This is a genomic window from Kitasatospora kazusensis, assembly GCF_039529945.1.
In the GTDB taxonomy this organism is placed as follows: domain Bacteria; phylum Actinomycetota; class Actinomycetes; order Streptomycetales; family Streptomycetaceae; genus Kitasatospora; species Kitasatospora kazusensis.
The window spans coordinates 42,164-66,167 of record NZ_BAAANT010000002.1 but is presented as its reverse complement, the minus strand read 5'-3'; the positions used below and the strand labels follow the sequence as shown (position 1 = coordinate 66,167).

The 24,004-nt window shown below is 72.8% G+C and carries 20 protein-coding genes; 11 read left to right on the top strand and 9 right to left on the bottom strand.

Going from position 1 to position 24,004, the window contains the following annotated elements:
• The first annotated feature begins 8 nt into the window (after positions 1-8).
• Positions 9-821 (top strand): dihydropteroate synthase, encoded by an 813-nt coding sequence (folP, locus tag ABD330_RS02420; protein ID WP_344460590.1) that lies wholly within the window; start codon positions 9-11, stop codon positions 819-821.
• Positions 822-973: 152 nt separating this feature from the next.
• On the opposite strand, the gene ABD330_RS02415 is transcribed toward folP, so the two are convergent.
• Complete coding sequence (locus ABD330_RS02415) at positions 974-1,798, bottom strand: LOG family protein (RefSeq protein WP_344460129.1); 825 nt, start codon at positions 1,796-1,798, stop codon at positions 974-976.
• Between the two features lie 64 nt (positions 1,799-1,862).
• Complete coding sequence (gene dapE, locus ABD330_RS02410) at positions 1,863-2,939, bottom strand: succinyl-diaminopimelate desuccinylase (protein WP_344460127.1); 1,077 nt, start codon at positions 2,937-2,939, stop codon at positions 1,863-1,865.
• Positions 2,940-3,254: 315 nt separating this feature from the next.
• On the opposite strand from dapE, the gene ABD330_RS02405 reads away from it, so the two are divergent.
• Together ABD330_RS02405 and ABD330_RS02400 are read left to right on the top strand one after the other, a co-directional pair.
• A complete protein-coding gene (locus ABD330_RS02405) occupies positions 3,255-4,223 on the top strand; it encodes a VldE C-terminal domain-containing protein (protein WP_425555429.1) in 969 nt (322 codons plus the stop codon).
• 376 nt (positions 4,224-4,599) lie between these two features.
• The gene (locus ABD330_RS02400; protein ID WP_344460124.1) at positions 4,600-5,355 is read left to right on the top strand and encodes a hypothetical protein; all 756 of its coding nucleotides are present in this window, start codon (positions 4,600-4,602) and stop codon (positions 5,353-5,355) included.
• Positions 5,356-5,554: 199 nt separating this feature from the next.
• Here the strand turns inward: ABD330_RS02400 and dapC are convergent, their stop codons facing one another.
• Positions 5,555-6,661, bottom strand: coding sequence for a succinyldiaminopimelate transaminase (dapC, locus tag ABD330_RS02395; protein ID WP_344460588.1), 1,107 nt, complete (start codon positions 6,659-6,661; stop codon positions 5,555-5,557).
• 83 nt (positions 6,662-6,744) lie between these two features.
• The gene (gene fdxA / locus ABD330_RS02390; protein WP_030275917.1) at positions 6,745-7,071 is read right to left on the bottom strand and encodes a ferredoxin; all 327 of its coding nucleotides are present in this window, start codon (positions 7,069-7,071) and stop codon (positions 6,745-6,747) included.
• A 128-nt stretch (positions 7,072-7,199) separates the two neighbouring features.
• Between fdxA and ABD330_RS02385 the strand changes: the two genes are divergently transcribed.
• Positions 7,200-8,228 (top strand): GNAT family N-acetyltransferase, encoded by a 1,029-nt coding sequence (locus tag ABD330_RS02385; protein ID WP_425555410.1) that lies wholly within the window; start codon positions 7,200-7,202, stop codon positions 8,226-8,228.
• A gap of 88 nt (positions 8,229-8,316) precedes the next feature.
• Complete coding sequence (locus ABD330_RS02380) at positions 8,317-9,228, top strand: transglutaminase family protein (RefSeq protein ID WP_344460121.1); 912 nt, start codon at positions 8,317-8,319, stop codon at positions 9,226-9,228.
• 65 nt (positions 9,229-9,293) lie between these two features.
• Here ABD330_RS02380 and ABD330_RS02375 read toward each other — a convergent pair whose 3' ends face one another.
• From ABD330_RS02375 to ABD330_RS02355, 5 genes are all read right to left on the bottom strand, one after another.
• Positions 9,294-9,899, bottom strand: coding sequence for a response regulator (locus tag ABD330_RS02375; RefSeq protein ID WP_344460120.1), 606 nt, complete (start codon positions 9,897-9,899; stop codon positions 9,294-9,296).
• A complete protein-coding gene (locus ABD330_RS02370; protein ID WP_344460118.1) occupies positions 9,896-11,167 on the bottom strand; it encodes a sensor histidine kinase in 1,272 nt (423 codons plus the stop codon). Before ABD330_RS02370 ends, ABD330_RS02375 begins: the two co-directional genes overlap by 4 nt.
• Positions 11,168-11,175: 8 nt before the next feature.
• A complete protein-coding gene (locus ABD330_RS02365; RefSeq protein WP_344460117.1) occupies positions 11,176-11,898 on the bottom strand; it encodes an ABC transporter permease in 723 nt (240 codons plus the stop codon).
• A complete protein-coding gene (locus tag ABD330_RS02360; protein ID WP_344460115.1) occupies positions 11,895-12,896 on the bottom strand; it encodes an ABC transporter ATP-binding protein in 1,002 nt (333 codons plus the stop codon). The genes ABD330_RS02365 and ABD330_RS02360 overlap by 4 nt, the downstream gene beginning before the upstream one ends.
• A gap of 196 nt (positions 12,897-13,092) precedes the next feature.
• A complete protein-coding gene (locus ABD330_RS02355) occupies positions 13,093-15,207 on the bottom strand; it encodes a prolyl oligopeptidase family serine peptidase (RefSeq protein WP_344460114.1) in 2,115 nt (704 codons plus the stop codon).
• A gap of 286 nt (positions 15,208-15,493) precedes the next feature.
• On the opposite strand from ABD330_RS02355, the gene ABD330_RS02350 reads away from it, so the two are divergent.
• The 6 genes from ABD330_RS02350 (at position 15,494) to ABD330_RS02325 (ending at position 23,883) form a co-directional block, all read left to right on the top strand.
• Positions 15,494-15,688: a DUF2304 family protein gene (locus tag ABD330_RS02350; RefSeq protein WP_280715139.1), complete on the top strand. Its 195-nt coding sequence runs from the start codon at positions 15,494-15,496 to the stop codon at positions 15,686-15,688.
• A 71-nt stretch (positions 15,689-15,759) separates the two neighbouring features.
• On the top strand, positions 15,760-16,659 hold the full coding sequence (gene mshB / locus ABD330_RS02345) for an N-acetyl-1-D-myo-inositol-2-amino-2-deoxy-alpha-D-glucopyranoside deacetylase (protein WP_344460111.1): 900 nt from the start codon (positions 15,760-15,762) through the stop codon (positions 16,657-16,659).
• Positions 16,656-17,165 carry a DUF6113 family protein gene (locus tag ABD330_RS02340; protein ID WP_344460109.1) on the top strand — a complete coding sequence of 170 codons (510 nt, stop codon included), beginning with the start codon at positions 16,656-16,658 and terminating at the stop codon, positions 17,163-17,165. Before mshB ends, ABD330_RS02340 begins: the two co-directional genes overlap by 4 nt.
• A 338-nt stretch (positions 17,166-17,503) precedes the next feature.
• On the top strand, positions 17,504-19,999 hold the full coding sequence (locus ABD330_RS02335) for a peptidoglycan binding domain-containing protein (protein ID WP_344460108.1): 2,496 nt from the start codon (positions 17,504-17,506) through the stop codon (positions 19,997-19,999).
• A gap of 967 nt (positions 20,000-20,966) precedes the next feature.
• On the top strand, positions 20,967-21,995 hold the full coding sequence (locus tag ABD330_RS02330) for an ABC transporter permease (protein WP_344460106.1): 1,029 nt from the start codon (positions 20,967-20,969) through the stop codon (positions 21,993-21,995).
• A 121-nt stretch (positions 21,996-22,116) separates the two neighbouring features.
• Positions 22,117-23,883, top strand: coding sequence for an ABC transporter substrate-binding protein (locus ABD330_RS02325; RefSeq protein ID WP_344460105.1), 1,767 nt, complete (start codon positions 22,117-22,119; stop codon positions 23,881-23,883).
• Positions 23,884-24,004 lie beyond the last annotated feature (121 nt).

The window sequence follows — 24,004 nt, the reverse complement described above, 5'->3', positions numbered from 1 at the left end:
TGGTGATCATGGCCATCGTCAACCGGACCCCCGACTCGTTCTTCGACCGGGGCGCGACCTTCGCCGACGAGGCCGCGTTCGCCGCCGCCGACCGGGCCGTCGCCGAGGGGGCGGCCGTCCTGGACATCGGCGGGGTCAAGGCCGGGCCGGGCGAGGAGGTCACGGTCGAGGAGGAGCTGCGGCGTACCGTGCCGTTCGTCGCCGAACTGCGCAAGCGCCACCCCGGGGCCGTGATCAGCGTCGACACCTGGCGGCACGAGGTCGGTGAGGCGGTCTGCGAGGTCGGCGCCGACCTGCTCAACGACGCCTGGGGCGGGGTGGACCCGAAGCTCGCCGAGGTCGCCGCCCGGTACGACGCCGGGCTGGTCTGCACCCACGCGGGCGGCGCCGAACCCCGGACCAGGCCGCACCGGGCCGGGTACGAGGACGTGATGGCGGACATCCTGCGGGTCACGGTCGGGCTCGCGGAACGGGCGGCCTCGCTCGGGGTCCGGCGGGACGCGCTGCTGATCGACCCCGGGCACGACTTCGGCAAGAACACCCGCCACTCGCTGGAGGCGACCCGGCGCCTGCCGGAGATGACCGCGACGGGCTTCCCGGTGCTGGTCTCGCTCTCCAACAAGGACTTCGTCGGCGAGACGCTCGACAAGCCGGTGGACGAACGCCTGCTCGGCACCCTGGCCACCACCGCGGTCTCGGCCTGGCTCGGCGCCCAGGTCTACCGGGTCCACCAGGTCGCCGAGACCCGCCAGATCCTCGACATGGTCGCCTCGATCCGCGGCACCCGTCCCCCGGCTGTCGCCCGCCGGGGACTCGCCTGACGGCGGGTATGGAGAACCGTACGCAACTGGGTACCCACAGGGGCGCGTGGGGGCACCTCCCGGCCGAAGGCTGGGGGAGAACTGCGCGACCAGGGCACGACATACGTGCACGGTTGCGCGCGCAGTTCCCCGCGCCCCTGCTGTGGTTGCCCTCAGATGTCCCCGTTGGGGCGGCGGCTCTCCTCCAGGATCTTGAGGACCTCGTCGATCTCGTCGGTGACGTGGAACAGCTCCAGGTCGGCCGGGGAGGCCTTGCCCTGGGCGACCAGGGTGTTGGTGAGCCAGTCGACCAGGCCGCCCCAGTACGCGGTGCCGAAGAGGATCACCGGGAAGCGGGTGACCTTCTTGGTCTGGACGAGGGTGAGCGCCTCGAACAGCTCGTCCAGCGTGCCGAGCCCGCCCGGCAGCACCACGAAGCCCTGGGAGTACTTCATGAACATCGTCTTGCGGACGAAGAAGTAACGGAAGTTCAGCCCGAGGTCGACGTACTCGTTCAGGCCCTGCTCGAACGGCAGCTCGATGCCGAGCCCGACCGAGAGGCCCCCGGCGTCCGAGGCACCGTGGTTGGCGGCCTCCATCGCGCCGGGGCCGCCTCCGGTGATCACCGCGTAGCCGGCCTCGGCGAGTGCCCGGCCGATGGCCACCCCGGCCGCGTACTCGGGCGAGTCGACCGGTGTCCGGGCCGAGCCGAAGACGCTGATCGCGGCGGGGAGTTCGGCCAGGGCGCCGAAGCCCTCGACGAACTCCGAGGTGATCCGCCAGACCCGCCACGGGTCGGTGTGCAGCCAGTCGGTCGGGCCGGTGGTGTCCAGCAGACGCTGGTCCGTGGTGCTGGTGCCGACCTGGTCCCGGCGGAGCAGCACCGGGCCCTTCTGCTTCTCCGGCACGGCCTTCCGGCGCTCGGGCGCCTCGACCCGCTCGGGGCCGTGCCCGTAGTGGGCACGGTCGTGTCGCTTTTCGTCTCCGGTGCCTGTCATGACGAAACCCTACGCCCGTCACTGGGCGATTTCCGGGAATAGCCAGGGAAACGGAAGGTGACGGTCAGGAGCCGGTCAGCCAGGCCCGCAGCCGGTCCTCGACCTCGGCGATGGCCGAGAGCGAGCAGTGCTCCTCGCGCTTGTGCGCCAGGTTCGGGTCGCCCGGGCCGTAGTTGACGGCGGGTACGCCCAGCGCGCTGAACCGGGCGACGTCCGTCCAGCCGAACTTGGCCCGTGCCCGGCCGCCGGTGGCCGCCAGGAAGGCCTGGGCGGCGGGCTGGGCGAGCCCGGGCAGCGCGCCGGGGGCGGAGTCGGTGACCAGCACCCGGTACCCGGCGAAGACCTCGCGCAGGTGGTCCTCGGCCTCGGCCTCGCTGCGGTCCGGGGCGAAGCGGAAGTTGACCGTCACCACGCACTCGTCGGGGATGACGTTGCCCGCCACGCCGCCCTCGATCTTCACCGCGTTGAGCCCCTCGCGGTACTCCAGGCCGTCGATCTCCACCCGGCGCGGTTCGTACGAGGCGAGCCGGCCGAGCAGCTCGGCGGCGTGGTGGATGGCGTTGTCGCCGAGCCAGCTGCGGGCCGCGTGGGCCCGGGTGCCGGTGAGCGCGATCTGGGCCCGCATGGTGCCCTGGCAGCCGCCCTCGACCATGGCGCCGCTGGGCTCCATCAGGATCGCGAAGTCCGCCGCCAGCCAGTCGGGGCGGTGCTTGGCGAGGTGGCCCAGGCCGTTGCGGGAGGCCTCGATCTCCTCGCAGTCGTAGAAGACGAAGGTGAGGTCGTGGTTCGGCTCGGTCAGCGTGGCGGCGAGCCGCAGCTGGACGGCGACGCCGGACTTCATGTCCGAGGTGCCGCAGCCGTAGAGCAGGTCCCCGTCGACGTACGACGGCACGTTGTCGGCGATCGGCACGGTGTCCAGGTGGCCCGCCAGCAGCACCCGCTCCGGCCGGCCCAGGTTCGTCCGGGCCACGACGTTGTTGCCGTACCGGTCGACGGCGAGGTGCGGGAGGGCCCGCAGCGCGCTCTCCACCGCGTCGGCGAGCGCCTGCTCGTCGCCGCTGACGGAGGGGAAGTCGACGAGCCGGGCGGTCAGCGCGCCACCGTCGAGGGACAGGTCAAGGGGGGCGTCGGAGCTGCTCATGGTCGCCAAGCGTATCGGTGCGGCCGGGCCCGGGACGCAGCGGCCGGGGGTGCTCCCGCGTGGCACGGCACACTCGCAACCGCGCTCCCCGTACAGCCGTCCGAGTAGGTACGGTGTGCGAGCGACAACGCGAGGGCGAGAGGGAGTGCGGTGGCCGGGAGCACTGAGAACGGGCCGAACGGCTCCGGGTACGACGGGCACGACCAGCCCGGACACGACGGACATGACGGCCACGAAGGGCCCGGGCACGACGGGTACGACCGGCAGCAGGAGCAGGACGGGTACCAGGAGTACGACGAGTCCGAGGACTACCGGGTGCGTCCGCGCCGGCCGCTGCGCCGCAAGGTGCTGACCGGTCTGCTGGTGCTCGCGGTGGTGGCGGCCGTGGTGCTGTTCATCAACCGGAAGCAGCTGATCCCGCTGCCCGAGGGCTGCAAGGTCAACACCACGGCCGGGCAGGGTTCGCTGGACATCGCGCAGGCCTCGAACGCGGCGACGATCACCGCCGTCACCATCGCCCGCGGCCTGCCCGAGCGGGCCGCGACCATCGCCCTGGCCACCGCGATGCAGGAGTCCAAGCTGCGCAACCTGGCGGGCGGCGACCGCGACTCGGTCGGTCTCTTCCAGCAGCGGCCCTCGCAGGGCTGGGGCACGGCGGAGCAGATCCAGGACCCGGTGTACGCCACCAACAAGTTCCTCGACAGCCTGGTGCGCGTCCCCGGCTACGCGAGCCTGCCGCTCACGGACGCGGCCCAGGCGGTGCAGAAGAGCGGCTACCCGCAGGCGTACGCCAAGCACGAGACCAACGCGACGCTGCTGGCCTCGGTGTTCACCGGCCGCTCGCCGGCCGCGCTGGACTGCGTGGTGCACGAGTTCGTCGCCGCGCCGGCCGCCGACGGCACTCCGGCGGCCGACGCCGCCGCCGCCTCCGCCGCCCCCGCGAGCGCGCAGTCGCCGGGTGTCGCCGACCGGGTGCGCCGCGAGTTCGGCCGGGCCGTCGTCGCCGCGCCGGCCGCCAAGGCGGACAAGGACCCGCGCACCGTGCTGGCCGTCACGCCGCAGGCGGCGGCCGGGACGGCCTCCGGGCCGGACGCGCAGCGCCAGGGCGGCTGGGCGGTGGCGCAGTGGGCGGTGGCGCACTCGCAGGAGCTCGGCATCGGCGTGGTCGCGTACGACGGCAAGGTGTGGAGCTTCGACAAGCCGGGGGACGGCTGGCAGGCGAAGACCCCGGCCGCCTCGGCCGACCAGGTGCTGATCACCGTGGGCGCGCCCGCGAAGCACTGATCCACGGCTACCCGCACGGGCGGAGCGCCCGGTTGACGCACTGGTGGGCGAGTTACCGCCCACCGGGTGATTCCTGTCAACGTACGTGGACGGAACGAGCCCCCCGCCCCACCCCGCCACGGCCGGGTGGGGCGGTTCCGTGCTCCCGTTGCCCGCCAAGGGGTGTGACGTTTCCTCGGCGCTCGATCAGCTGGGCGAAATGTCCGTGATGTCGGAAAAAGGATCGTCTGATCTTTAGAAACCCTTTACCTTGTTCGAGCGAAACCTTCTGGCTGCTCCGGCGGTAATCACTCCGTCCGCCCGGCCGTGCCCTGCGCAGGAACCGACAGGAACCGCAGCAGCGCCCGGCCGGGCAACCTCACCTCTTAGGAGCACCATGTCTCACCCCCTCACGCGCCGGATCGCCCAGGCCGCGCTGCTCGTCGCGGCCGGTGCGACCCCCTTCGTCGTAGCCGGGTCCGCGTCCGCCGCCGACCTGCTGCCGAAGAGCGACCTGGGGGCCGGCCTGACCCAGCTCGACGCGCCCTCCGGCGCCTCGACGGTGCAGGGAGCAGCCCACGACGTCGGCCAGGCCGCGGGCACCACGGGCGCGGCCACCGTCCAGGCCGGTGTCCCGGCCACCGCCGACGCGGCCGGCCACACCGTGGCGGCCGCGCTGCCGGACGCCAACAAGACCCTCGGCGGCGTGACCGGCCCGGCGGCCAAGACCGCCGCCATGACCGGCACCCTGACCGAGGTCGCGGGCCGGCTCGCCCCGGCGCTGGTCGACCGGGCCGGCCCGGCCATCACCGGCAAGCTGGTCCCGATGGCCGGCGGCGCCCAGCGCTCGGCGACCGCCAGCAACCCGGTCGGCAGCCTGACCCAGGGCCTGCCCACCGCCGGTCTGACCAGCGGCCTGCCCGGCGGTCTGAGCGGCGGCATGCCGAACGCGGGCAACGTCACCAAGTCCCTGCCGGCCCTGCCCGGCCCGCTGGGCGCGCTGACCAGCCACCCCGACGGCAACCGCCTGGGCGGCAGCGCCCCGCAGCTCGGCGGCGGCAGCCCCACCGACGCCCTCAGCCACCTGCTCGGCGGCCTCGGCGTGGCCGGCCTGAACGGCGCCTCGCTGGGCGGCGGCACGCTGCCGGTCTGATCCGGGTTCGGTCTGGCCCGGGGTCGGTCCGACCCGGAGTCGGTCGGCCGACGGGCCGACGGGCCGTCCGGCGCGCGAGACCCGCGCGCCGGGCGGCCGGGTACGGCGGAGGGCCGCCGGGGAGCAGCACAGCTCCCCGGCGGCCCTCCGTCGGTCGTTCAGCGGGTCGGCGGCCCGGTCGGTCCGGCAACCCGGCCGTTCAGCGGGTCAGCCGCTGCACGGCCGCCTGCACCCGCTCGTCGGTGGCGGTGAACGCCACCCGGACGAAGCGGTCGCCGGCCGGTCCGTAGAAGTCCCCGGGCGCCACCAGGATGCCCAGTCCGGCAAGCTCGGCCACGGTCTCCCAGCAGGGCCGGTCCTGGGTCGCCCACAGGTACAGGCTGGCCTCGGAGTGCTCGATCCGGAAGCCGTACGCCTCCAGCGCCGCGCGCAGTGCCGCACGGCGCGCGGCGTAGCGCTCGCGCTGTTCGACGACGTGGGCGTCGTCCGCGAGCGCCGCGACGGTCGCCGCCTGCACCGGGGCGGGCACGATCATGCCGCCGTGCTTGCGGATCTCCAGCAGCTCCCGGACCACCTCCGGGTCGCCGGCCACGAACGAGGCCCGGTAGCCGGCCAGGTTGGACCGCTTGGAGAGCGAGTGGACGACGAGCAGGCCCTCGTGCCGGTCCGGGCCGGTGCCGCAGACGTCCGGGTGCAGCACCGACACGGGGTCGGCCTCCCAGCCCAGCTCCAGGTAGCACTCGTCGCTGACCAGCAGCACCCGGTGCTCCCGCGCCCACTCCACCGCCCGGCGGAGCTCCGCGACGGACAGCACCCGCCCGGTCGGGTTGGAGGGCGAGTTGAGCCAGAGCAGCCGGACCCTCGCCGGGTCCAGCTCCGAGACGTCGTCGTACTCGACCGCCTCGGCCCCGCAGAGCCGGGCCCCGACCTCGTACGTCGGGTAGGCCAGGCGCGGGTAGGCCACCTGGTCGCCCGCGCCGAGTCCGAGCTGGGTCGGCAGCCAGGCCACCAGCTCCTTGGAGCCGACGGTCGGCAGGACCGCCTCGGGGCCGATCTCGGCGCCGACCCGGCGGTTCAGCCAGCCGGCGATCGCCGACCGCAGTTCCAGCGGGCCCCAGACGGTCGGGTACCCGGGGGTGTCCGAGGCGGCGGCCAGGGCCTTCTGGATCACCTCGGGGACGGAGTCCACCGGGGTGCCGACCGAGAAGTCGCAGAGCCCGCCCGGGTGGGCGAGCGCCGTCCGCTTGTAGGGCTCCAGCTTGTCCCACGGGAAGGTGGGGAGCAGGTCCGACACCTTCGACTTCAGGAACGGGCGCCGCGCCGCCCCCGGTTCACCCGGGAGCGGCGCGTGCGGAGCGTTGTCCGTGCTCACAGCTCAGCTGCCACCGATCAGTGGTCGGCGTTCTGCGGCGGGAGGGCCGCGATGAACGGGTGGTCCTTCTCGATCAGGCCGAGCTTCGAGGCACCACCGGGCGAACCGAGGTCGTCGAAGAACTCGACGTTCGCCTTGTAGTAGTCCTTCCACTCCTCGGGAGTGTCGTCCTCGTAGAAGATCGCCTCGACCGGGCAGACCGGCTCGCAGGCGCCGCAGTCGACGCACTCATCCGGGTGGATGTAGAGGGAGCGCTCCCCCTCGTAGATGCAGTCGACGGGGCACTCTTCGATGCACGCCTTGTCCTTGACGTCGACACAAGGCTGCGCGATGACGTAGGTCACGCTGTCGTTCCTCCTCGGAAGGGCTGGCGCCCAAACTATTGGTTGCGTGCGCGGTTGCGCGCGGCGTCGTCGATGCCCGCCCCTAGTATCGCGGGTCAGAGACCGCGAATGCACAGGAGGTTCCCCAGATGATCGCCGAAGCCCCCCTGGGACACCGTCCCGAGGTGCGGATAGACCGCTCTGACGTGGGACGACGGGTGTCAGCGCGGCGCATCTCGGAGCTCGTGGACGGGCGTCCGGTGTTCCGGGATGTGATCGGTGTGCTCACATCCTGGGACGATCATGCCCTGACGGTGGTCCCCCGTAACTGCGAACCGGTCTCATTCGCCGAGAAACTGCTGGTCGCGGGGAAGACGGTACCGCTCTTCCCGGCCCGGCGTGCACCCCTCCCGGCGGCCGGTCCGGCCGAACTCCAGCGGCTCGCCGCGCGCTGCTGGCCCGCCCTGGAGCAGGAGCCGCTCGGCGGCTGGACGCTGCGCGCCTCGGCCGGGTACACCCGCCGCGCCAACTCGGCGCAGGCCCTCGGCGATCCGGGCCGGCCGCTGCCGGAGGCGCTCGCCGCCGTCCGGGACTGGTACGCCGCCCGCGGCCTGCCCGCCCTCGTCGAGGTGACCGTCCCCGGCTCGTCCGAGGACCTCACCGCCGAACTCGACCGGCAGGGCCCCCGGCTGGCCGCCACCCTGGTCCGGACCGCCTCGCTCGCGCCGCTGGTCCGGCTCGGCGGCGGGTACGAGCGCGTGCGGCTCTCCCGGACGGCCGGCCCGGCCTGGCAGTCGCTCTACCAGCGCGCCGCCGGAGCCTCCCCCGAGGTCGAGCAGGCCGCCCGCCGGGTGCTGCACGGCGGCCCATCCATCTGGTTCGCAACCGTCCCCGCGCCGGCCGGCTCGCCCGAGGGGAGCACGCCGGCCGCGATCGGCCGCTGCGTGGTGGACGGCCCGTGGGCCTTCTTCAGCGCGATCGAGACCGCGCCGTACGCCCGGCGCACCGGCCTGGCCACCACCGTGACGGCCGTGCTCGCGGCACGGGCCGCCGAGGAGGGCGCCACCGGCGGCTGCCTCCAGGTCGAGGCGGAGAACACGGCCGCGACGGCGCTCTATGACAGGCTCGGCTTCACGACCAGTCACACTTACCACTACGCCCGCCTTTCCCAGCCGTAGCGAGCCTCCCAGCCGTAAGAAGCCAGCCGTAAGAAGCCCGCCGTAAGAAGCCGGCGGTAACACCCACCCCGGACAGACGAAGGCTGCTGTGACCGAGCAGAGCAGAACACGCTTCCGTACCGAGGCCAGGGCCGAGCACCCGGACCCGGTGCTGCTCTGCCTGCTCGCGGCCGCCGAGCACCTGCTGACCGCGCCGGCCCCGGCCGCGCCCGGTGCGCCGCCGGCCCCCGGCCCGGGCGCCGAACGCGAGGAACCACCCACCCTGGACGCGCTGCTGGCCGCCTGCCAGGCCGCGCTGGACCGGCACGCCGCCGCCGTCCGGCTGGCGGTGGCCGAGCGGGCGCCCGCCAACCCGGAGGAGACGGCCGCTCTGCTGGCCGCCATGCTCGGCGGGCGGGAGCGCTACCACGGGCGCCCGGCGGACTACCGGCGGCTGGAGTCCTCACTGCTGCCGGACGTACTGCGGCGGCGGCGCGGGCTGCCGATCATGCTCTCCCTGGTCTGGACGGCGGTCGCCGCCCGCGCCGGGCTGAGCGTGCGCGGGGTCGCCCTGCCGGGCCACTTCATCGTCGCGGTCGGCGGCCCGGCCGAGGACAGCGACTACGTGCTTGCCGACCCGTACCACGGCGGGCGGCTGCTCGACCTGCCGGACGTCGCCCGGCTGGTGCTCGCCGCCGGCCACCACTTCACACCCGAACTCCTCACCCCCGCGGCACCGCTGGACATCGTCCTGCGGGTACTCGGCAACATCCGCGGCTGGGCGGCCGACCGGCCCGAACACGCCCGCACCCAGCTCTGGGCCACCGAGCTCTCGCTGCTGCTCCCCCGCCACCCGGCCCAGCTCCGGCTGGAGCGCGCCGAATTGCTCGTCCGCACCGGCGACTTCCTCGCCGGGGCGGGCGAGATGGAGGCGTACGCGGAGATCCTGGACGCCTTCGACCCGGAGACCGCCTCCCGGGTCCGCCACGACGCGCGGGCGGCCCGGCACCGCCTCAACTGAAGCCCTGCGGGCCGCGCCACGACGCGCGGGCGGCCCGGCACCGCCTCAGCCGAGCCCCTGCGGGCCTACAGCCAGCCCTTCTCGCGGGCGACCCGGACCGCCTCGGCGCGGTTGCGGGCGGAGGTCTTCTGGATCGCCATCGAGAGGTAGTTGCGGACGGTGCCCTCCGAGAGGTGCAGCCGCCGGGCGATGTCCGCGTTGACCGCGCCGTCCGCCGCCGCCGCGAGCACGTCGCGCTCGCGGGCGGTCAGCGGGTTGGCGCCCTCCGCCAGTGCGGCGGCGGCCAGCGTCGGGTCGATCACCCGCTCACCGGCCAGCACCCGCCGGATGGCCTGGGCCAGTTCGGCCGCCGGGGCGTCCTTGACCAGGAAGGCGTCCGCGCCCGCCTCCATCGCCCGGCGCAGATAGCCGGGCCGGCCGAAGGTGGTGGCGATCACGACCTTCGTCCCGGGCCGGCGGGCCCGCAGTTCGGCGGCGGCCTCGATCCCGGTCATCCCCGGCATCTCGATGTCCAGCACGGCGACCTCGGCCTCGTGCGCGATCGCGGCGGCCACCACCTCGTCGCCGCGCGAGACCTGCGCGACCACCTCGATGTCGCCTTCGAGCCCGAGCAGCGCGGCCAGCGCCTCCCGTACCATCCCCTGGTCCTCGGCGAGCAGCACTCTGATCATTCCGGCACACTATCGGCCGCCGGGACGGAGACGGTGCGCAAGGGGACGAACGCCCGCAGCCGGAAGCCCTTCCCCCGTGCCCCGGGGCCGGTCTCCAGGCGCCCGCCGACCAGGGCGAGCCGCTCCTCCAGGCCCGAAAGGCCGTTGCCCGGGCCGGACTTGCCCGGGCCGTGGCCGTTGTCGGCGATCTCCAGGACGGCATAGCGCTCGCCCTCGCCCTCCCAGGTCTCGTCCAGGGCGACCGTGCAGACGGAGGCGCCCTCGCCGTGCCGGACGACGTTGGTGACGGCCTCGCGCAGCGCCCAGGCGAGCGCGCCGGTCTCCTCGCCGCCCAGGCCCGGGAGGCCGTCGGCGACCGCGGGGTCGGCGTGCAGGTCGATCTGGGCCGCCGTCAGGGCGGTCCGGGCTGCCGCGAGTTCGACCGGCAGGGTCGGCCTGCGGTAGCCGCCGACCGCCTCCCGGACGTCGACCAGGGACTGCCGGGCGACGTTCTCGATGTCGGCGACCTGGGCACGGGCCGCCTCCTGCCGGTCCTGGTCCATCAGCCGTCCGGCCAGCTCGCTCTTGATGGTGATCAGCGAGAGCGAGTGCCCGAGCAGGTCGTGCAGGTCCCGGGCCAGGCGCAGCCGCTCCTCGGCGGCGGCGAGGTGGGCGACGGCGGCCCGGGCCTCGCGCAGTTCCTTCATGGTGCCGATCAGCCGCTGCAGGCCGGTCATCGCGAACCCGCCGAGGAAGCACGGCAGGATGATCGACACCAGCGTGGTCGCGTCGGCGTGCACCAGCAGCGAGACGGCCAGCGCCAGCGCGGTGACCAGCGCGATCCCCGGGAGTCCGCGCTTGGGCGGCAGCACCGCGCCGACGCAGACCGAGGCGTAGGTGAAGAGCGTCAGCCAGGCCTCGCCGAGCCCGAAGGAGGTGGCGGTGGCCAACGCCAGCATCAGGCCGACCATCACGTGGTTGCCGCGCCAGTTGCCGTCCGACCGGGTCGACCGGAACGCCACCAGGCTCAAGTAGCAGGCCAGGAAGAGCACCAGCGCGACCCCGCCCGCCACCTTGGCGGCCGTCCCGTGCCGGCTCCCCGCCAGGTCGCCGATCGGGTAGAGCAGGTAGATCATCCACAGCGACATCCAGGAGAGCTTCACCAGCAGCTGGCGTCGGTTCTCGACCGGCGCCCCGGGCGTCACGCCGAACGAACGCGCGAACGAGGGACGCCTCCGGACCGCCTCCCCCGCGTCGTCGGGGCGGTGGTCCGGAGGCGTCTTGGGCATGGCGGCCATCATGCCTGCTTGGTGTCCTTGCGGTACAGGAAGGCCGCCCCCGCGACGAACAGCGCGAGGAAGCCCGCCAGGCCCGCGACCGCGGAGGTGTCCAGCGAGTGGCCGGGCTGGGTGAAGGAGGCCAGCTGGTTGTACTGGTACACCGGGTTGAAGCGGGCGAACTTCTTGAGCGACTCGCCGACCGGGAACCAGGTGCCGCCGAACAGGGCCATCAGCATGTAGACGATCATCACGACCGGCTGCACCGAGTCCGGCTGCGCGGCGTACCCGAGGGCGACGCCCAGCGCCGCGAAGACGAAGCTGCCGAGCCAGAGCGCGGCCCCGAGGCCGAGCCACTGCACCGCGCCGAGCCGGACCCCCTCGACCGCACCGATCGCGAACACCACCAGGATCGCGGGCAGCGTGGTGACCGCGCAGGCGGCGATCTTGCCCAGGGTGTACGCCCGGCCGGGCAGGGCGGTCAGCCTCAGCTGCCGCACCCAGCCGGTCTTGCGCTCCACCGAGATCCGCTGCGCGCTGCCGGTGAGGACGGCGCCGACCGCGCCGAAGGTGGCCATCGAGACCATGAAGTACGACTTCGCCGGGACGCCGCCGGCCACCGAGCCGCCGCTGTAGGCGCTGATGAAGAAGACGTAGAGCAGGGCCGGGTAGAGCACCGTGAACAGCACGTACCGCTTGTTGCGCAGGGTGCGCAGGATCTCCAACTGGATCAGGGTGGTCATCGCGCACTCTCCACAGCGGAGTCGTCGGAGCCGGAGCCGGAGTCGGGACCGAGGTCGGAGTCGGAGTCGGCTTCGCCGGTGATGGTCAGGAAGGCCTGCTCCAGCCCCAGGCTGGTGACCTCCAGGCCGTGCGGGTAGAAGCCGGCCTTGTACAGCGCCGCGACCCCCGCATCGGCGTCGGTGCTGCGGATCCGGACCGTCCGGACGCCCTCGGCGTGGCCGGTGACGTCCAGGCTGACGGTGCCCGGCAGCGTCCGCAGGGCGGCCTCGTCGAGCGCGCCGTCCGAGTTGTGCAGCTCGAAGGTGATCCGGCGGGCGCCCGCCTTGGCCTTGATCTCGGCGGAGGTGCCGTCGGCGATCAGGCGGCCCTTGTGCAGGACCAGCACCCGGTCGGCGATCGAGTCCGCCTCCTCCAGGTAGTGGGTGGCGAAGAGCACCGTCCGCCCGGCGTCGGCCTGGGCCCGCATGGTGGCCCAGAACTGGCGGCGGACACTGACGTCCATGCCGGTGGTCGGCTCGTCCAGCACGATCAGGTCGTTGGCCCCGGCGACGGCGAGCGCGAAGCGGACCCGCTGCTCCTGGCCGCCGGAGAGCTTGTCGACCTTGCGGTCGGCGATCTCGGTGATGCCGGCGCTGCGCAGCACCTCCTCGGGCCGGTGGCCGCGCGGGTGGACGGCGCAGGCGAACTTCACCAGCTCGCGGACCTTGACGTCGCCCATCAGACCGCCGCTCTGCAGCATCGCGCCGACCCGGCCGGTCTCGATCGCCTCCCGTGGCGTCCCGCCGAACAGCGAGACGCTGCCCTGGTCCGGGTCGCGCAGGCCGAGCAGCAGATCGAGGCTGCTGGACTTCCCGGCGCCGTTGGGGCCGAGCAGCGCCACCGTCTCGCCGGGGCGCAGCACCAGGTCGAGGCCGTTCACCGCCTTCACCCGGCCGTAGCTCTTGCTGACGTTCCTGAAGGCGGCGACCTCACCGCCTTCGTTGACCCGTGTACTCATCCGTCCGCGTCCTCTCCTGAAAGGCTGACCTCCCAAGATTCCCGCGAGCACCGGGGCCGTCGGCAGTGTGCGGTGTCGCCTCCTGCGCATGACGGATGTCATGTGCGGCTGCCCCGGGGGCACGGGGAACTGCGCGAATCGGAAGGCAGCGGCCCGCGGCCTCCGCCCTCCGCTCAGCTCCCCGCGCCCCTCACGGCTAGAGCGCGTTCTTCAGGAACTCCACCTGCAGCAGCAGGAGGTTCTCCGCGACCTCCTCCTGCGGGGTCATGTGGGTGACCCCGGAGAGCGGCAGCACGGTGTGCGCGCGGCCGGCCGCCAGCAGGGCGGAGGAGAGCCGCAGGGTGTGCGCGGCGACCACGTTGTCGTCGGCCAGGCCGTGCACGAGCATCAGCGGGCGCTCCAGCTTGGGCGCGTCCGGGATCAGCGAGTTGGCCTGGTAGACCTCCGGGCGCTCGGCGGGGTGGCCGAGGTAGCGCTCGGTGTAGTGGGTGTCGTAGAGCCCGAAGTCCGTCACGGGGGCGCCGGAAACGGCCGCGTGGAAGACGTCGGGGCGGCGCAGCACGGCGAGGGCGGACAGGTAGCCGCCGTACGACCAGCCGCGGATGCCGACCCGGCCGAGGTCGAGCGGGAACTCCTCGGCGAGGCCGTGCAGCGCGTCGACCTGGTCCTGCAGGGTGACGCCGGCGAAGTCGAAGGCGATCGCCTTCTCCCACTCGGGGCTGCGCCCGGGGGTGCCGCGCCCGTCGGCGACGACCACCGCGAAGCCCTGGTCGGCGAACCACTGCGAGGTCAGGTGCGGGTTGTGCGCCTGGACCACGCGCTGGCCGTGCGGGCCGCCGTACGGGTCCATCAGGACGGGCAGCAGGCCGTCGCGCTCGCGGTCGTACCCGGTGGGCAGGAACACGGCGGACGGGATGCACCGCTCGCCCGCGAACCGGAACTGCGGGCGGGCGGTGAGCAGCGGCGTCTCGGCGTGCGAGGCGATGGTGGCGATCACCTCGTCGCCCCGGAGCACCCGGACGGTGCTGCCGGGCTGGGTGGCGGAGGTGGTGGAGAGCACGGTGAGGCCGCCGCCGTGGACGGCCGAGGCGGCGCCGTCGCCGTTGTCGGCGAACCGGGTGACGCCGTCCGGGCCGGCCCGGAACAGGCCCGTCCAGCCCGGCGGCAGATCGATGTCGGAGGGCCCGGCGGAGGCGCTGAACAGGACCGAGTCGTCGGTGATCGCGAAGACCGAGCGGACGTGCAGGGTGTCACCGGTGAGCTGCCGGTCGCCGACGACCAGCGCGCGGACCTGGCTCTCGTCGTCGATCCGGACCAGCTCGCCGCCCGGGGTCCAGGCGGGGACGCCGGGGAAGAGGTCCAGCCAGACCGGGTCCTGCTCGGCGCGCAGCAGCTCGGTGGCGCCGGTGGCGGTGTCGACGGTGCGGATCTGCTGGCTGCGCTGGTCGCGGGCCTGGACCAGCAGCAGCGGGGCGCCGTTCGCCGACCAGTGCACCCGGGCCAGGTAGGGGAAGGCTTCGCGGTCCCAGACCACCTCGGTGCGGGCGCCGTCCAGGCCGAGCAGCCAGAGGGTCACCTCGGCGTTGGGCGTGCCGGCCGCGGGGTAGGCGACCTCGGCGGGCGCGGTGCCGGGGTTGGCCGGGTCGGCGATCCACCAGCGCTGCACGGGGGCGTCGTCGGCCCGGGCGACGAGCAGCCGGTCGCTGTCGGGGGACCACCAGTAGCCGCGGTCGCGGTCCATCTCCTCCTGGGCGATGAACTCGGCCTGTCCCCAGGTCACCCCGGCGCGCTCCGGCGCGACGAGCACGCGGTCCGCGGTGCCGTCGGCGCGGCTGAGCCGCAGCTCGCCGGCGGTGTTGGCGTACGCCACGTGGACGCCGTCGGGCGCCGGGCGCGGGTCGACCAGCGGGCCGGTGGCGGGCAGCTCGCGGGCGGTGCCGGTGCGCAGGTCCGCGGTGAAGAGCCGGCCGGAGAGGGCGAAGGCGGCCAGCGTGCCGGAGCCGTCCAGTGCGTAGCCGACGATGCCGGCCGAGCCCTCGCGGCTGCGTTCGCGGCGGGCCTTCTCGGCGGGCGAGAGGTCCTCCTCGCCGCCGCCGAGCAGCGCGGCCGGGTCGGCGGCGATCCGCTCCTCGCCGGTTGCGGCGTCGAGGGTCCAGAGCAGGTTGGCCCGGTCCGTCCCGGAGCGGGAGCGCAGGAAGGCGACCCGGGCGCCGTCGGGTGCGACGGCGAACGACCGGGGCGCGCCGACGGTGTAGCGCAGGGTGCGCGCGTACTGCCGGGGGAAGGTGGCGGCGGAGCTATCGGTGGTCATGACTCCAGACCCTATTGGCTGCGCTCCTCACCCGTTCGGAGCAGCTACCGGAAGTCACCCCGTCGGGCCACCGCACCCCGTCCCACCGGGGCATGCGCCCCCGGACGCTCCCGTGCCCCGGCCCGTGCGGCCTCACGGTAAGTAATGCAATCCTCACTGATCGGGTATTCCTTGACTCAGTGATGCGGAGCCGGAACGTCCCGTTCTTCCCGGCGCCGGGTCGAGAGCTTGTCCCGACCGCCGCCCTCCCCCGGGGCGGCGCACCCGAGAAGGGGTGTGAGCCGTCATGCCTTTGTCCATCTCCGCCGCCGTGCTGATGCTGGTCATCGTGATCGTCCTGATCCGCCGGTCCGGCCTGAAGTTGGCGCACGCGATCATCTGTTCGCTGCTCGGCTTCTACCTCGCGTCCAGCTCGATCGCGCCGTCGATCCAACAGGTGACCAGCAACGTCGCGGGGATGATCAATGGCCTGAAGCTCTAGGGCGTGGGCCCGTGCCCGGCAGGGGGCGCGTGGAGGCCGGTGCGGGCGGGGCGGTCGATAGGCTGCTGCCCATGACCGCTGCCACCGACCGGCCGACCCGCCGCCTGCTGCTGGTGCACGCCCACCCCGACGACGAGTCGATCAACAACGGCGCCACCATGGCCCGCTACGCCGCCGAGGGCGCCTCGGTCACCCTGGTGACCTGCACCCTCGGCGAGGGCGGCGAGGTGATCCCGCCCGGGCTGGCCTCCCTGACGGCCGATCGGGAGGACACCCTCGGCACGTACCGGATCGGCGAGCTGACCGCCGCGATGCGGGAGCTGGGCGTCGACGACGTCCGCTTCCTGGGCGGCGCGGGCCGCTACCGGGACTCGGGGATGATGGGCGTGCCGGAGAACGACGCCCCGGGCTGCTTCTGGCGGGCCGAGCCGGACGAGGCCGCCGGGCATCTGGTCGCGGTGGTCCGTGAGGTGCGGCCGCAGGTACTGGTGACGTACGACGAGCAGGGCGGCTACGGCCACCCCGACCACATCCAGGCGCACCGGGTCGCGATGCGGGCGTACCGGCTGGCGGCCGACCCCGGCTACCGGCCCGAACTGGGCCCGGCCTGGCGGATCGCCAAGGTGTACTACAACCGGATGCCGCGTTCGGTGATCGAGCAGGGGCTGCGCGACACGGCCGCGAAGGCGCTCTTCCCCGGGGTGGCCGCGACCGGCGACATCCCCGGCGTGGTGGACGACGAGGTGGTCACCACCGCGCTGGACGGCACGGCGTACGCCGGGGCGAAGGCCGCCGCGATGCGGGCGCACGCCACCCAGATCACGGTGGACGGGGAGTTCTTCGCCCTCAGCAACAACCTCGGGCAGCCGCTGCTGGCGACCGAGTACTACCAGCTCGTCCACGGCGAACCGGGGCCCGGCGCACCGGAACCCGACCTGTTCGCCGGCCTGGACGCGGAGGCGGCCCGATGAGCAGCGACCCGATGACCCGCAACCGGGCGGCCCGGACCCCGGCGGCCGACGCCCCGGCCACCCGCGGCCCGGCCGCCCGCAGCCCGATCGCCCGGGTGCTCGGCACCCGCGCGGAGCGGCTGGCCGAGCCCGGGCCGCCGCTCGGCGGGCGGATCGTCGCCTACGTGCTGCTGGCTCTGCTCGGCGCGCTGGTCTCGCTCTGCGGCTGCTTCGTCCAGTCGCTCTGGCAGCCGGGCGGGCTGCTGCTCGCGCTGGCCGCGACGGTGGCGGTCTTCTACGGCGGGCTGCGGGTCACCGGGACCAAGCTCGGGGCCGGCGCGGCGATGTTCGGCTGGTTCCTGATGCTGCTCGTGCTGATGACCCCGCGTCCGGAGGGCGACTTCATCCTGGCGGCCGACGCGACCTCGTACGTCTACCTGTTCGTCGGCTCGATCAGCGGCGTGATCTGCGCCACTCTGCCGACCAGGTCGGGCTTCGGATTCGGCGCCCCCGGCCCCAGGGGGTGAGCGGGCGGCGACGGGCAGTCAGGGAGCGGCACCCGTAAGCCCATACCGGACAGAAACCGGACGTATCAGGTTCTATCCGATGCCGTTCGCCGTGCTGGTCTTCCCAGTAAGGTGGTGCCGCGACAGGTCGGCCCCGGCGGGCGCGGAGGATGGAACAGCAGGTACCTTCCTCCCAATCGCGAGGCGGGCGGCCTGCCGCAAGCCCACGTTAAAGAGACTGGTGTCGGAGGGTTCGTCAGGTTCATCGCGCGGCGGCAGTCGCCGCCGATGAGGTCTGGCGGCCCACAACCCGCGGTCGCCGTCCCACGGCGCGGTCGCGAACCCGGAGCAGAGCAGCATTGAGCAGCCGCGAATCTGACAGCGCGTACCCGCCGCCCCGCCAGGGCGGCAACTCCGGCCGACGGCCGGGAGAGGGTGCGGACGCCTACCCGTCGGGCACCCCGCCGTACGGCACCGGGCTTCCGAACGGCTTCGGCCCCGGCTCCGGCCCCGGCCCGGTGGAGTCCACCGGGGCGCCCGAGGGCGACGACGTGCCGAAGACCGAGACCACGCTGACCACGCGGGTGCGGATCAACATCCCCGGCTCCCGGCCGATCCCGCCGGTGGTGGTGCGCTCCACGGTGAAGAACGAAGAGGCGCCCGCCGAGCCGGCCGGCCCCCGGCACCGCTCGGGCCCGCCCTCCTCCCCCGTGCTCGGCATGGTCGACGCCGGCGAGCGGACGGCGACGCCGCCGAACCTGCCGCCGGAGTGGCAGCAGCCGGAGCCCGAGGCGGCTTCGTCCTCCGAGTCCACCGGCGAGTGGTTCCGGCCGCGCCAGAAGGGCCGCCAGGACTCCGGTCCCGCCCCGGCACCGGCCGGTGCAGCCCCCCGGGCAGCGGCTCCCGCAGCCGCTCCCGCTCCCGCCCGGCAGTCCGCGCAGCCTTCCGTGCCCTCGCAGCCCACGGCCCCCGGGGTCCGGAACGGCGAGACCTGGCAGGGCGACGGGCCGGTGCCGAGCGGGGCTCCGGCCTCGCCGTTCGCCGGCAACGACGCCGGCCGCCGGGCGACCGAGGGCCCGGGCCGGGCCCAGGGCGGCCCGCAGGGCGGCACCGACGGGCGCGGCCAGGTGTTCGGGGGCGCGGCGCCCGTGAACGGCTCCGGAGACCCGTACACAGGCGACCCCTACCGCCAGGGCCCGCCGGACCCGTTCGCCACCGGGCCCGCCGACCCGTTCGCGCCCGCACCCGCACCCGCACCCGACAACGACCCGTTCGCGACCCGGCGGGGTCCGCAGGGCGGCCCCCGGCAGAACCAGCAGCAGCCGCAGCAGCCGGCGGCCCGGCGGCCCGAGCCGCCGCGGGCGACCGACGGCTCCGAGGACACCCGGATCGGCGGCTTCCCCCCGGTCCTGGACGACTTCCCGCCGACGGCGGCCATACCCGGCCTGCCCACGACCGACCGCTTCGGTTCGACGGCCCGGGCCCCTCAGGGTCCGCAGGGCCCGCAGAACCCGCAGGGTCCTCGGGCGCCGCAGGCCGCCGACCCGTTCGCCGCCCAGGGCGCCGACCCGTTCGCGACGAACCGTCAGCCCGCTCAGCCGTCCCAGCCCGCCCAACCGGATCCGTTCGGGACGGCCCAGCCGAACCGCGGCGGCCGCTTCGCCGACGTGTCGTACGAGCCCGCGCCGCCCTTCCCCGGCAGCCTCGGCAGCGCCGCACCGGGCGCACCGACGCCCCCGGGCGGCTTCACCGAGCAGCCCGGCCCTGGCCGGCCCCAGCCGGCCGGCCAAGCCAAGCCGGCGGAGCCGGAGGCGGCCGAGCCCGACGGCGCCGAGCCCAAGGCGGCCAAGCCCAAGGCGGCCGGAGCCGGGCCTGCCGACGAGCCCGCCGCGGCGCCCCGCCGCAAGAGCAAGGCACCCAAGCTGGCGGCCTACGCGGTCGGCGGTCTGCTCTTCGCCGGCGCGGCCGCGTACGGCACCGGCCTGATGCTCAACCAGGCCGACATCCCCTCGGGCACCACCGTGCTCGGGACGGAGATCGGCGGCGACGCCCGCGACCAGGCGCTCAGCGTGCTGGACGGCACGGTCGGCAAGGCCGGGCAGCGACCGGTCAAGCTCAAGATCGGCGACCAGACCGTCGACCTCGACCCGACCGCCGCCGGGCTGAGCTTCGACACCACCGCGACGGTGGACGCCCTCACCAAGCACAGCTACAACCCGGTCGAGGTGATCGGCTCGCTCGCCGGCGGCAGCAAGGCCGTCGTACCCGAGGTGAAGATCGACCAGGCCAAGCTGAAGGCGGCGCTGGACTCGCTGGGCGGCAACTCCGGCCAGGGCCTCCAGGAGGGCTTCGTCCGCTTCACCCCGGACGGGCAGACCCAGGTGGTACCGGGCAAGGCGGGCCAGGCCGTGGACGCCGCCTCGGCGCTCGCCCAGGTCGAGCAGGCCTACCGCGACCGCGCGGCCGGGCTGCCCGACGCCGTGCTGACCGTCCCGGTGACGGCGGCTCAGCCGAAGGTGTCCGCGGACGCCCTGCAGGCCGCCGCCGACAGCCTCGGCAAGTCGGTGCTGAACGGCAACGTCACGGTCTACGTCGGCGCCGTGAAGAAGTTCGAGTTCGGCAGGAGCACCGCCGCCAAGGCACTCACCCTGGTGCCGGACGCGTCCGGCGCGGTCGCCCTCAAGTGGGACTACGACAAGCTGAACGACGCGCTGGGCGGTGCCTTCGACAAGTCGAAGCAGAAGAAGAACGGCGCCCTCGCGCCGATCACGCCGCAGGACGTCGCGGACGGCATCGCCTCGGTCTTCAGCAAGACGGGGCCGAAGGAGCGGGTCTTCCACTTCCCCGTGAGCTGATCCGCCGAGCACGGGCGGGCCCGTCCCCCACGGTCCCGGCAGTCCCCCGCGCACCACCGAGCGCCCAGCAGCGGCGGCCCCACGGCCGCCTGCCGCTGGGCGCTCCGTCGTGTCGGCGGCCGGCCCACGACGGGGCCCCGAAGGGCCTCCGAAGAGCCTCCGACCGGCCCGCGGCCCGGCCCCGCAGCCCGGCGCACGGCCCGGCGCACAGCCCCGCCAGCGCTGGCCAATCCTCGCCAATGGCGGGCCATAACCGGACATTCCAGCGCAGCCAACGGCGCGCTCCGGCGCGTTACCAAGACTTGATACCCGACCCGTCGACAAGCCGTTCGCCCGTCAGCAGGATGTGCCACCAGCGAGTCCGATCCGCTTGGGGGCACTGCCCAGGGGCGGCCGCCGACGCCGAATCCTGATACGGGATCATCTGCTCCCAGGGGCAGAGGTCGATGTGACGGCCGGCGCCGGAGGGGGCTCCAAGGGATCGCAATAAGCGGCGGAAACTCGCCAGTGGCGTGAAATTGCCAGCAACGGTGAGTGACATTCAGCCAGTGGATTATGGACTCTGCCGTCAGTGGGGGCCGGGAATTCGTCAGGTGCACCCAAAAACAGGACTGTCCGATAATCGGACACTCAATTGTGCCAATCAAACCCCTGCATAACACCCAAATCGGACATCGTATCTACGCGCGTTGCGCACCCCCCGGCCCGAACCCGGCGTCCTGATAACGGAGTTCCCTGGACGCGTTACGGACGCGTGAACGCAACTTATACCGGTATGTCCGATATGACCGTCTCGCTCAGCGCTTGTCAAGATGTCTGGAACTACAAAGTGGTTGACATTCCAACACAATGCAAGAAATGCGCGGCCAGCAACTGAGGAACTCTTGACGTTCGATAAACGACTTGCAAGAGTCCGTGCGATCACTCTTTTTGCAGCCGCTACACCCCGGGCGGGAGCTCCAGCACCATGACTAACCCCACTCAGGCCCCGACCGAGGCCGACACTCTCGGGACGGCCGACACGCTCAGCCAGACCGAAGCCGCGTCTGCCCCGGTCTTCCGCGGGCTCTCCCCCGGCCAGCTCATGTGGCGCCGCTTCATGCGCGACCGCACGGGCGTCATCAGCGCCGTGATCGTGGTGCTGTTCATCCTGGTCGCCATCGCCGCGCCGCTGATCTCGATGATCTACGGCAAGGACGCCACCACGACGTACGGCCAGAACGACCCGAGCCTGCTCACCGACTCCGGCCTTCCGACCGGGGCCAACGGCGGGATGAGCGGCGACTTCTGGTTCGGCCTGGAGCCCGGCCTCGGCCGCGACATCTTCATGCAGCTGGTCTACGGCATCCGCACCTCGCTGATCATCGCCCTCGCGACCTCGGTGATCACCACCGCGCTCGGCGTGGCCTTCGGCATCGCGTCCGGCTACATCGGCGGCAAGACCGACTACTTCATCGGCCGGTTCATCGACATCCTGATGTCGTTCCCGTCGCAGATCTTCCTGGTCGCCACGGTGCCGATCGTCAACAGCCTGCTGGTCCCCAGCGACCAGGACCCGCCGGCCTGGCTGCCGTTCGTGACCGTCACCACCGTGCTCTCGGTGCTCGGCTGGATGTCGCTCTCCCGCATCCTGCGCGCGACCACCCTGTCGCTGCGCGAGCGGGAGTTCGTCGAGGCCGCGAAGGTGACCGGTGCCTCGCCGGCCCGGATCATCTTCAAGGAGCTGCTGCCGAACCTGTGGACCCCGATCCTGGTGCAGTCCACCCTCGCGCTCCCGGCCTTCGTGACCGCCGAAGCCGGTCTGTCCTACCTCGGCGTCGGTGTCACCGAGCCGACCCCCGACTGGGGCCGCATGATCGCGAACTCCGCGAACTACCTGCGGACCGACATCACCTTCCTGCTCTTCCCCGGTCTGGCGATGGTGATCTTCGTCCTCGCCTTCAACCTGCTCGGGGACTCCGTCCGGGACGCCTTCGACCCGAAGACCAAGCGCTGACCGAGCGCTGGCCGACCGGGTTTCAGCATCCGAGCGGCACCCACAGACTCCGGGGGGATCGGCACGCCCGCCCCGGGCAACCCACCGAATAATCAGCATCTTCCACATAGGCAGGATGAACATGAACGCTCGTAAGTCGCGGAGGCTCGCAGCCGCCGTCATGGTTGTCGGGGCTCTCACTGTCACGACCGCCTGCTCCAGTGCGCACACCGGCAGCAGCGCCGCCCCCAGCGAGTCCAAGGTCGCCGCCACCACGGTCGCCGTGGGCACCGCCGCGGACTCCACCGGCCCCGCCATCGCGGAGCCGAACGCGAAGAAGGGCGGCACGGTCACGATGATCGACCGCGACGACTTCTCGCACCTGGACCCGGGCAACGTCTACCTGAACTACAACTCCGAGATCTCGCTGCTCTTCACGCGTGGCCTGACCGGTTACAAGATGATGCCGGACGGCTCCTCGAAGCTGGTCGGTGACCTCGCCACCGACACCGGCACCACCACCGACGGCGGCAAGACCTGGAAGTTCACGCTGAAGGACGGCGTGAAGTGGCAGGACGGCACCGCGATCACCTCGGGCGACGTCAAGTACTCGATCGAGCGTCAGTTCGCGCCGTTCATCAAGTCCGGCCCGACCTACATCCAGAGCTGGCTGACCGGTTCGGTCGACAAGTACCGCGACATCTACCCGGGCCCGTTCAGCGGCCAGGACCTGCCGTCGGTGCAGACCCCGGACGCCAAGACGATCGTCTACAAGTTCACGGACGTCCACCCGGACGCCAACTTCACCTTCGCGATGACCGCCTACGGCGTCGTCCCGAAGGCGCAGGACACGAAGGAGGCGTACGACAAGAAGCCGTTCTCCTCGGGTCCGTACCAGATCGTGTCGCACGTCACGGACAAGTCGATCGACCTGGAGCGCAACCCCAACTGGGACCCGGCCACGGACCCGATCCGTAACGCGTACCCGGACAAGTGGCACATGGAGTTCGGCGTCCAGGCCAAGGACTCGACCCAGCGCTTCATGGCCGACAACGGCACGGACAAGACCTCGTTCAGCTTCCACAACACGGTCGACCCGAGCTTCGTCGACCAGGTGAAGGCCGACCCGAAGCTGAAGGACCGTACCCTCAACGGCCTGACGCCGTTCGTGGACTACTACTACATCAACAACACCCGGATCACGAACCCCAAGATCCGTGAGGCGCTGATCCGCGCGTTCCCGCACCAGCAGACCCGCCAGCTCCAGGGCGGCACCAGCTACGGCGACTACGCGACCACGTACATGAGCCCGACCATCCTCGGGTACGAGCAGAACGACGCGTTCGACACGCTCAAGAAGCCCGCCGGTGACCCGGAGGCGGCCAAGAAGCTGCTGACGGACGCCAACGCGCTCGGCACCACGATCGTGTACGCGTACAACAACACCCCGCTGCAGCAGAGCGTCACCGAGGCGATCCGCATCGCCCTGGAGAAGGCCGGCTTCAAGTTCGTGGCCAAGCCGCTCGACGCGAAGACGTACTACGACTCCACCGCCCTGATCGCCAACCAGTACGACCTGTACTGGGGCGGCTGGAGCGCCGACTGGCCGACCGGCTACACCTCGCTGCAGCAGGTCTGGGACGGCCGCGTCATCGCTGACGGTGCCTCCAACTACGCGCACTTCAACGACCCGACCATCAGCAAGGAGATGGACGCGGCGGTGAAGATCGCCGACCCGGTCGCGCAGGGCAAGGCCTGGGCCGCGATCGACAAGGAGCTGCAGGAGAAGGCCGTCTCCATCCCGGACGTCTACCAGCGCTCGCTGAGCCTGTACGGCTCGGGCCTCGGCGGCGTCAAGTTCGACTCCCTGATGGGTCTGCAGTACCCGCTCAACATCTTCGTCAAGTAGTAGTCAGCTTGCAGCAGTAACAGCGGGGCACCGGCCTCTGCACCACAGAGCGCCGGTGCCCCGCTGACCCGGCCCCACCGCCCCGCCCTGCTCCCGCCCACCGCACTCGCAGCCGGCGCCC

What these genes read in the sequence shown, in the direction of transcription:
- folP (WP_344460590.1), top strand. Translation starts at nt 9, where the DNA reads ATGGCCATCGTCAACCGGACCCCCGACTCGTTCTTCGACCGGGGCGCG.
- ABD330_RS02415 (WP_344460129.1), bottom strand. Translation starts at nt 1,798, where the DNA reads ATGACAGGCACCGGAGACGAAAAGCGACACGACCGTGCCCACTACGGG.
- dapE (WP_344460127.1), bottom strand. Translation starts at nt 2,939, where the DNA reads ATGAGCAGCTCCGACGCCCCCCTTGACCTGTCCCTCGACGGTGGCGCG.
- ABD330_RS02400 (WP_344460124.1), top strand. Translation starts at nt 4,600, where the DNA reads ATGTCTCACCCCCTCACGCGCCGGATCGCCCAGGCCGCGCTGCTCGTC.
- ABD330_RS02385 (WP_425555410.1), top strand. Translation starts at nt 7,200, where the DNA reads ATGATCGCCGAAGCCCCCCTGGGACACCGTCCCGAGGTGCGGATAGAC.
- ABD330_RS02375 (WP_344460120.1), bottom strand. Translation starts at nt 9,899, where the DNA reads ATGATCAGAGTGCTGCTCGCCGAGGACCAGGGGATGGTACGGGAGGCG.
- ABD330_RS02370 (WP_344460118.1), bottom strand. Translation starts at nt 11,167, where the DNA reads ATGCCCAAGACGCCTCCGGACCACCGCCCCGACGACGCGGGGGAGGCG.
- ABD330_RS02365 (WP_344460117.1), bottom strand. Translation starts at nt 11,898, where the DNA reads ATGACCACCCTGATCCAGTTGGAGATCCTGCGCACCCTGCGCAACAAG.
- ABD330_RS02360 (WP_344460115.1), bottom strand. Translation starts at nt 12,896, where the DNA reads ATGAGTACACGGGTCAACGAAGGCGGTGAGGTCGCCGCCTTCAGGAAC.
- ABD330_RS02355 (WP_344460114.1), bottom strand. Translation starts at nt 15,207, where the DNA reads ATGACCACCGATAGCTCCGCCGCCACCTTCCCCCGGCAGTACGCGCGC.
- ABD330_RS02350 (WP_280715139.1), top strand. Translation starts at nt 15,494, where the DNA reads ATGCCTTTGTCCATCTCCGCCGCCGTGCTGATGCTGGTCATCGTGATC.
- mshB (WP_344460111.1), top strand. Translation starts at nt 15,760, where the DNA reads ATGACCGCTGCCACCGACCGGCCGACCCGCCGCCTGCTGCTGGTGCAC.
- ABD330_RS02340 (WP_344460109.1), top strand. Translation starts at nt 16,656, where the DNA reads ATGAGCAGCGACCCGATGACCCGCAACCGGGCGGCCCGGACCCCGGCG.
- ABD330_RS02330 (WP_344460106.1), top strand. Translation starts at nt 20,967, where the DNA reads ATGACTAACCCCACTCAGGCCCCGACCGAGGCCGACACTCTCGGGACG.
- ABD330_RS02325 (WP_344460105.1), top strand. Translation starts at nt 22,117, where the DNA reads ATGAACGCTCGTAAGTCGCGGAGGCTCGCAGCCGCCGTCATGGTTGTC.